The 7,966-nt window shown below is 34.4% G+C and carries 9 protein-coding genes and 1 CRISPR repeat array; all 9 genes read right to left on the bottom strand.

Annotated elements, in window-relative coordinates:
• Positions 1-19 precede the first annotated feature (19 nt).
• Positions 20-345: a CRISPR direct-repeat array (repeat unit 35 nt; unit sequence GTTTCCGTCCCCTGAAGGGGATTAGTGTTCTTCAA).
• A gap of 147 nt (positions 346-492) precedes the next feature.
• Positions 493-825, bottom strand: a complete 333-nt coding sequence (cas2, locus tag PHP06_09760; GenBank protein ID MDD3840837.1) for a CRISPR-associated endonuclease Cas2 — start codon at positions 823-825, stop codon at positions 493-495.
• 17 nt (positions 826-842) lie between these two features.
• A complete protein-coding gene (gene cas1, locus PHP06_09755) occupies positions 843-1,847 on the bottom strand; it encodes a CRISPR-associated endonuclease Cas1 (GenBank protein MDD3840836.1) in 1,005 nt (334 codons plus the stop codon).
• Positions 1,844-3,184, bottom strand: coding sequence for a hypothetical protein (locus PHP06_09750; protein MDD3840835.1), 1,341 nt, complete (start codon positions 3,182-3,184; stop codon positions 1,844-1,846). Before PHP06_09750 ends, cas1 begins: the two co-directional genes overlap by 4 nt.
• Positions 3,177-3,920 carry a CRISPR system precrRNA processing endoribonuclease RAMP protein Cas6 gene (cas6, locus tag PHP06_09745; protein MDD3840834.1) on the bottom strand — a complete coding sequence of 248 codons (744 nt, stop codon included), beginning with the start codon at positions 3,918-3,920 and terminating at the stop codon, positions 3,177-3,179. Before cas6 ends, PHP06_09750 begins: the two co-directional genes overlap by 8 nt.
• Positions 3,914-5,116 carry a type III-A CRISPR-associated RAMP protein Csm5 gene (csm5, locus tag PHP06_09740; GenBank protein MDD3840833.1) on the bottom strand — a complete coding sequence of 401 codons (1,203 nt, stop codon included), beginning with the start codon at positions 5,114-5,116 and terminating at the stop codon, positions 3,914-3,916. Before csm5 ends, cas6 begins: the two co-directional genes overlap by 7 nt.
• Positions 5,113-6,111, bottom strand: a complete 999-nt coding sequence (gene csm4 / locus PHP06_09735) for a type III-A CRISPR-associated RAMP protein Csm4 (GenBank protein ID MDD3840832.1) — start codon at positions 6,109-6,111, stop codon at positions 5,113-5,115. The genes csm5 and csm4 overlap by 4 nt, the downstream gene beginning before the upstream one ends.
• On the bottom strand, positions 6,111-6,842 hold the full coding sequence (gene csm3, locus PHP06_09730; GenBank protein ID MDD3840831.1) for a type III-A CRISPR-associated RAMP protein Csm3: 732 nt from the start codon (positions 6,840-6,842) through the stop codon (positions 6,111-6,113). Before csm3 ends, csm4 begins: the two co-directional genes overlap by 1 nt.
• 1 nt (position 6,843) lies before the next feature.
• Complete coding sequence (gene csm2 / locus PHP06_09725; GenBank protein MDD3840830.1) at positions 6,844-7,224, bottom strand: type III-A CRISPR-associated protein Csm2; 381 nt, start codon at positions 7,222-7,224, stop codon at positions 6,844-6,846.
• Positions 7,225-7,229: 5 nt separating this feature from the next.
• On the bottom strand, positions 7,230-7,966 hold a 737-nt coding region (locus tag PHP06_09720; protein MDD3840829.1), incomplete at its 5' end, for a type III-A CRISPR-associated protein Cas10/Csm1.

Below are 7,966 nucleotides of genomic sequence, written 5' to 3'. Positions count from 1 at the left end.
TTGTAAGAGGGTTATGATGGTTTCCGTCCCCTGAAGGGGATTAGTGTTCTTCAAAGTTAAATAAGAAAGGGAAGGTTTTTAAATATAATGAGGTTTCCGTCCCCTGAAGGGGATTAGTGTTCTTCAATCGCTGCTTAAATTTATTGATAAAGTATATCTGCCCCTTTGTTTCCGTCCCCTGAAGGGGATTAGTGTTCTTCAAAAAAGGAGGAATAAAAATGAAAGTTAACTTAAACGGTATTGTTTCCGTCCCCTGAAGGGGATTAGTGTTCTTCAAAATGAAAGTTAACTTAAATGGACTTGACATCAGGTTTCCGTCCCCTGAAGGGGATTAGTGTTCTTCAACCTGTCCTCTCGAACCCTGTATTACCAATGCCTCTATATGAGCAATACGGGGGATAACATTTTTTTAATATTTAGTGCTAATTTGTTATGCAAAAATCGTGCATAACACAGTAGTATAGCCTTGCGGGGCTTGATAGCATTATAATCTTATATTATAATCACTTCCTCATCCTCTGTCATGCCTATTCTACCCCATGTCTTTACTTGAGTATTTCCTGCCAGTTTATAAATACGTAGCAAATCATCTCCCGTGATAATTCTTTCTACCTTTTTTACTAATTTATTATATTCACTCCCTGTTAAAACACATTCGAAAGATGATCTCTGAACTCTAAATCCAAATGCTTTTAATGTTTTTGACATTTTATTACGCCTTTTATCATCAGTGATATCATATATAACTACAACAAGAAACTTTTTATAGAACTCAGGTTGATTTTCGTCAAAAATAAAATAATCCTCCATCTCTTCATATTCCAAAAAATCACCTCATTTATTCATCTTATCATTATCGGTTTATAGATATCAGCATCATTTTCTTCTAATGCTCTTGATAACATCCCTGCTTGAAAAACAATAGAACGTCTAAAATTCATGCTATAGGGTACATTTAAATAATTATGTTGGGTCCTGACCCTCTTTTCGAAATTCTTAATGAATTTTTTTGATGCTTTTTCCTTCAAATAGACACCTTTAGATTTTTCTTCAGGTATATCAAAGTCATTGATCTTTATTATACGCCCTTGAACCATATTGAGCACTAATGAATCTACAATCACTGGCCGCCATTCTTCCATCAAGTCCGATGCCAGGGTAGGATGCTTTTCTCTATCCTGATGCATAAAACCAGCATAGGGATTTAAACCTTTGCTTGCTATAGCGGTATATGCCTCATACATCAATAAAGTATATCCAAAGCTTAACAGAGAATTGAAAGGATCTTTAGGTGGACGTTTTGTTCGTCCACAAAATGCAAACTTATTATCTACTATCAATGATAAAGCTTTGAAATATAATCTTGCACAAGCTCCTTCATAGCCTAGTAATTTATCTAATCTGTTCACCATTTCAATTTTTTGTCTTAATATTTTTATGTTGTCAATTATTTTAGCTACTTGCACCAGTCTGGCAGTACGATTATATCTTCTAAGCAATACTATTTGGTTGTTTGTTTTTGCAGAAATAAAATTAATTGCCAATCTCAAACAAAACTCTTCATTCTCCCCTAATTTAAACTGTTGTCTTTGTCTCGTAATATTTACATTTCTAGTTGATTCAAGTCTTCCATAAAAATTTCCTCTTTTTGATAACCATGTGAGGGGTACACCGATTTCAAGCAGTTTTGTAATACATCTTGAAGATATGCCAACTCCTCCATATAATAAAATCCCTTCTATCTTTTCCAAAGGTATCATTCTTTTTAAATCATCCACCTCAATAATTAACCGGTTATCTTCAATATGCATATAGGATTGAGGCTGATATACGTAGACTATACTCATATTGATTTCTCCATTTCATCTTTTATATAATCATTTATACAGTCATATATATCAAATGCCTTCTTGGGACATTTGCTCCCGAAAACCATTCTTATAATTTTTTCATATTCTCTGATTATCTTTTTAGGTTGCATCCCAGTTTTGTCTTTTATATCCTTTGCGGATATTTGAGTTAATTCATGGGCAGCCTCGTTGCGTGGGCCACGATTCAGTTTTACTACATCATCAAAGAATTCTAGTATGTTAAAAAGTTCTAATGGATTTTTTAAACTTCCCTCACTATTCAATCGGATTAAAATAAATTCTGCTATTTTATGCAGCACTTCTATACTGATATAACGACTTTCAATCTCTCTTCCAAAAGCATTGGTCAGATAATTACATAACTCACTATTTAATCTAATTTTTTGGACATTCCATTTTCCATTTTTAATACAGGAATCAATATCAAAATTAAGCTTGTATTTGATAAATGCTGTAAGCAATTCAACACTTATAGGATTTAGGAACAAGACCATCTCGGTATACTGGCCTGCCTTTTGTTTAAGCTTTATCAGCAAAAAGTACTCAACGATATCGGCACATTCTTTGTCTTTGACCGGAAATAAAGTTCGGCCTTTGTATTCTTGTATATAGCCTCTGGCTGCGGCTGCATTAAGTCTCTTTCTTTCTACAGCATGGTTGATTAATTTCAGCAGAACTTGATTGTTCATTGTATTAGATACCTTCATCAGATTCAACAATGCCTGATATTCATAATTGTTAACCAGTGCCCTCATTTGACTTCTGATCATTGAATACCTGAAACTTAATATATCCGGTTCCATTGTCCTATTTTCAGTATCTTCCAGGTTATCCAAATTGTTTGCAAATTCATATTCTACGTCAAACTCTTCCCCAGCTGGTTTGCTGTGATTGCTCTTTCCAGCTGGAGAACTAACCTGAACAATAGTAAGTTTTTTATCGGATGTAACCGCTTCAAGGCACAGAGTGGCCTTGATTTGGGGAGTTCCTGAACTTACGTTGAGTAAAATATTATCTTCAGGATGATTGTCATATATATCCTGTATATATCTTCTAAAGTCCATAAAATAAGCATCAAAGTCATGAGCATTTTTAATGCTGGTATAATATTTCACTATTTTGCAATCGGGTATGATTTTTTTTATACATATTGCATATCTATCATCTTTTTTATCCAGTTTGGCAACTTCTTCTGTCAATAAAAGATAAACTGTATCAGGTCTATAATATCTAACTATATGCAATAAGCTCCCATCATAATTGTTCCTTATAGGATCTGAAAAACCTACAGCAGAAAAAAGTACATTACTCAACAGCAACCCCTCCCATTCCCAAAGCAGTTTTTATACCTATTCCCGAATAATTTGCAAATTCAAAAATAAGATTAGCTAAACTCGCAAGAGTTTCCGGTCCACTGATGTTCAATACCAACTCTCCGATGAATGATTTTACATAACCTTTTCCCATGGGAAATTTGAAACTTCTCAATTTGTAATCGCGAATTTTAGTATGCTCTATAAGGTGATTGACAACGGATTCATCCTTCAAAGTTATTGTATCTGCATATTCATTAAATCTATTGATCAAATTTGTGTACATAAGCAACACCGACGGAATTATCTGATATTCCCCCCCAGCCTTAAAAGAACAGGGAGTTCTGAAATATATTTTAATATATCTTTTTTGGGTTTCTGATAGATAGATTTTTTTGGTCAGTTGATTGTAATCAATTGTATGATCTTTTTCTATCTTATCAGCTCTTATTTTTATGTTAGGTGTCCTCAAAAGCAATTCTTTGCATTCATCTTTAAAAATTTTCCCAGCTATTTTTTCATAGGCTTCATCATTAAGGATATTTATCTCCCATATCCATGTATCCTGTGTCTTATGTAAATATTGACTAAAAGGTTTTAATCCGGATTGATGAAGTTTGTCACCATACTCGGGATCAACATTTTCCATAATAAATCCATGAAGAAATTGTCCATAACTCATTTTTAACTTTTTATCCTGATCAAAGTCTAATTTATATTTTATCTTAGTTAGCATAATCGATCTCCTGTTTTATATATTCTGCACAATCCTACCAGCCTTTTTCGTCCATTGTATTCTGCTAACTTTATAGTTCTGGGTGAAATAACATCATCTATCAAATGATTATAAAGGTCATCTCGCCTATTCCTTATATTTTTATGCAAAATCAATTTTACTGTTTCTCTCAATTCATCATGGCTAGGTGCCAATGCTGCCAATATTACCTTAGTATGATATCCCCCTCCCCCTCCCATCATCAATACACCTTTACTATCCTTGATAATATCATCAGGCAATATCTTTTCTACCGGATAAACTGATTTAAACAGTCCATTATATCCATATAAAAGGTTATACATATCATCTAAAGCGCTATAGATATCCTCTAGTGACTTTATATGTAGCTTATTGTTCATATCCAGCCTCAAGTCGAATGCAACTTTTGTGTCAGGCAGTGCATATTCTCTGTGTAGAGAAAGGGAATTTTCTTTTTGTTGTCTTTTCAGCACTGATATATCTTTTTTAGGTAAAACAACCAAATTATCTGTTGAAAATGCTGTGGTATCGCTGACAGATAGTCCGGACATCCCTTTAAATTCATTACTACCTATTGTGTAATCTAAAACTTCTGATTCTAATCTGGATATAGCACGTTCTATTTTTTTGCCTGCTTGCCCTCCATCTCTGGATCGAAAATCATCTGCAGCACGTTTTATATCATTCCAATACCTTTTATATTTGTGCCTGTTTTTTGTTATCTCTGAAACAATTACTGCTGTCCTCAATGCCCCCTTTATGCTGCTGCCCGGTATATACGGGCTTTTATGGACATCCTTAATAAAACAATTTATATCATTTAGGCTGTTCTTTGAAACTTTGTCTGTTTTGACATAATACTTGGTTGCTTTGTTCAACACATTCTTATCAAATCTTATTTTCATTCTACTCAATTGATTCAACCAATCGTTAATATTTTGTCCTCTTTTGGATGTGCTGTTTCGTATGATATATTGTCTATAAAAATCAAAAAGGTTATATCTGTCTAAAAACATGGCGAATTTTCTTTGATCTATGACTGCTATTCTATTTTTTTCTTTATCATAGTAATACTGGGTTCTATTTATATTTTCCTCCGGATCCCCTCCGATGAATACAGGTGTTTCGATTTTTAAGCCAAGATGCAGCACTCTCATATTAGCTTTATTTATCATAAGCTCACCCCTATATAAATAGCTTTACCGTATCTGTACACAGGGTGATTACCCTCTTTTGACAGATCCAATACTTGCCCCTTCAACTTGTCCAAAAAGCACGACCCCGAATCGAACATCACAACTTGTTTCCTCTTCACAAAATGTTTTGCATAGCTGGTGGACTGTACAAATCCACTGCGCTTTATAAGTTTATAATAGCTGTTGCCTTTATCGAACTTTTTTAACTCTTCATAGGTAGGAGCAATATTGGATATATTCATATAATAATCCCCGTCTGCGTGCAAAAAATTGTTCAGAATATCTTCATCACTGTATACTGAATCTAAAACCGAATTATACAGCTCCCATTTATCATCATATAGCTCAAATTTGCCGAAACCACTACTTCGTTTGGCTCCGATACCTGATAATCCTAGGCTTTCAATAGCCTTATCAAATAATTCTACTATATTATCGTCCTGCATAAATACCACAAAATACAACCCGGCCTCTTCTTTAAAGCTGTACGCGGATACCAGATAAGGTTCAGCTTCCCAAAGACCTGTTATAGCATTCCTCGTATTTATCACCTGTACTGCACCATCAAAAGGTTTAAAAGGCAATAATCCTCCTTGTCTTTGCATTTTTATGTATTCATTAAAATGGCGTACTGGAACATATGAGAGCTTTTTTATCACCTTACGATCTGTCATATCTTTGTTGTTTTGTTGTTTATCGGTTTTTCTACGCTGATACAATATCGGCTTTGGTAAATAAAGAATATGCTTATAATAAGGCATTAAATCAGATATCAAAAATTTATTATTTTTAGTTAAGGATACTAATCTCTCTAGAGCTTGTATACCGTATAGATTCAACCACTCATGACATATAGCACTAAAAAATGTGTCAGCATGGCAAGTATACCTAGAAGCTGCTAAATTAGGCGAACCCTTATCAATACCAAATCTAACAGGGGTTAAAAATTTTAATTTATATATAAACCGTCTCATCAAATGACACCTCGACCTGACAACTCTCCCTGGTCTCTCTGCTTCTTAAAAGCTGCTTTAGCCTTATCGCTACACTCTTTCATGACCTCTTTGTTATCTTGCACATAATACCTTTCCTTGAATTCAAATTGACTGAATGCAACTCTTCCATAACCCCTTGTTCCATGTCCACCTAAATAATCATCCTCCAACAAATTTACTGCAAGTGCAATGTTTTTAAAATCCTCTTCAACTGTATCCACATCCTCTACATTGTAGTTCAATTTGAAATCAAAGCAGCTGCCTGCAGGCACTCTTTCAATTTGTCTCGGGTTGGCCACTGCTGTCGCTCTGTTGATGGTGTTTTCAAACTTTATTTCCGATAGATATAAATCAGTCTCCAAATTGTTAATTTTTTTTATGCTCTCCTCATTCATAAACAGATCATAAAATTGCAGTCGAGATTGTACTATCTCATCTTTAGAGTTTCCAAACAATCTCTTTAAAACATCAGGCTCCTGGTCTATAGGTTTAAGCTGTCCGTTATCCACAGTTGTACGAGCCAATAGATATCTCATCTTCCCTTTGAGAGAACTTCCGGGCAAATATGGACGTTGGGTCAACATATCTCTCACAATGACTGAATCTACAGCTCCTATAGCAGAAAAATCAGAAGAAGCCCCTATATGCATCCCTGTCCTTAATGTCAATTTTCCTGTGATCATTATTTTACCTTTTATAGTTGATATCATTTTAGTCGCCTCCCTCATATTTATGGTATGCTACTATAGCTTCTATATATTTGCTAAAGGATTCAAATTTGCTTTTGCTGTTTCCTATATCGTCAATTCTTTCCGTGATCTTTGCAACATTATTGAACTTTTCTACCGGTCCTCTTTTACCAAACCTGCCACACTGATAAATAAATTTAATTTTTAAATACTGCAACTCGCTTATTATGTCCTCGGGAAGAACGTCGCCTTTTATTCTACCCTCTGCCTGATAGGCTAATATCTTGTTTGAGATCATGTTAACTCCTGCCAGAAACTTCCTTATCTGTGCTGTAGTCAATTTTTTTCTTTGTGAATTAAGTTCTTTAACAACCTCTTGGGCTTGTTTAGCATAATCCACCATAACAATCATCCTTCCTCTCTGTTTAAATATACGATCAAAGTTAATGCAGTTAAAAACTCTTTTCTATCATCTTCATTGATAGCCCAGTGGTATAATTTATCTTTTAAATCTCTATATTTAGACTTGACTATATCGCTTGCTTGCTGCGATGGCTCTATCCCTGCCAAAGTATAGGCAATCCGGGCTAAATTAATCTTGTCATCCTCTACCATGCTCCGATATAAATTTATCAATTTGTATATAAAAGATGTGCCTGCATAAAGCTTGTCTTTTTGTACTTGCTTGTCATCATAATAAAACCACTTATTGAGTATGCTGATTTTTTGATTGCATACATTATTTATAAACCGATCCCATTTGTATACATGCTCTCCAGCATTGTTCTCTTCATTATTAGGAGCAAACAAAGCTATCGAATCCTTTCCATTGCTTTTAGCCATATTTTCTAAAATTCCAGTAATATGTGCCATTTGGTATATAGGAAATTCATGTTTAAACATTCCTATCCCTGCTGAAAAAGTTAATTTACCTTGGCCCAATTTTGTGAAACTATTATATAAATCCACTGCAAAGGCTATTATTTCATTCCAAGCCCCTACAATAAATACATCGTCCCCTCCGGAATAGACTATTACTAGGTTTTTTTCTTGGTCTGTTCGGGCATCCCCGAATATAAAACTATTTTGCTGCACCCCTTGGCAAATTCTATTTATATCGGATTTAAAAAACATTGATAATATCC

The organism is Clostridia bacterium (genome assembly GCA_028698525.1).
In the GTDB taxonomy this organism is placed as follows: domain Bacteria; phylum Bacillota; class Clostridia; order JAQVDB01; family JAQVDB01; genus JAQVDB01.
Note: the sequence above shows the minus strand (reverse complement) of the source record. Positions and strands in the feature narration are given on the sequence as shown.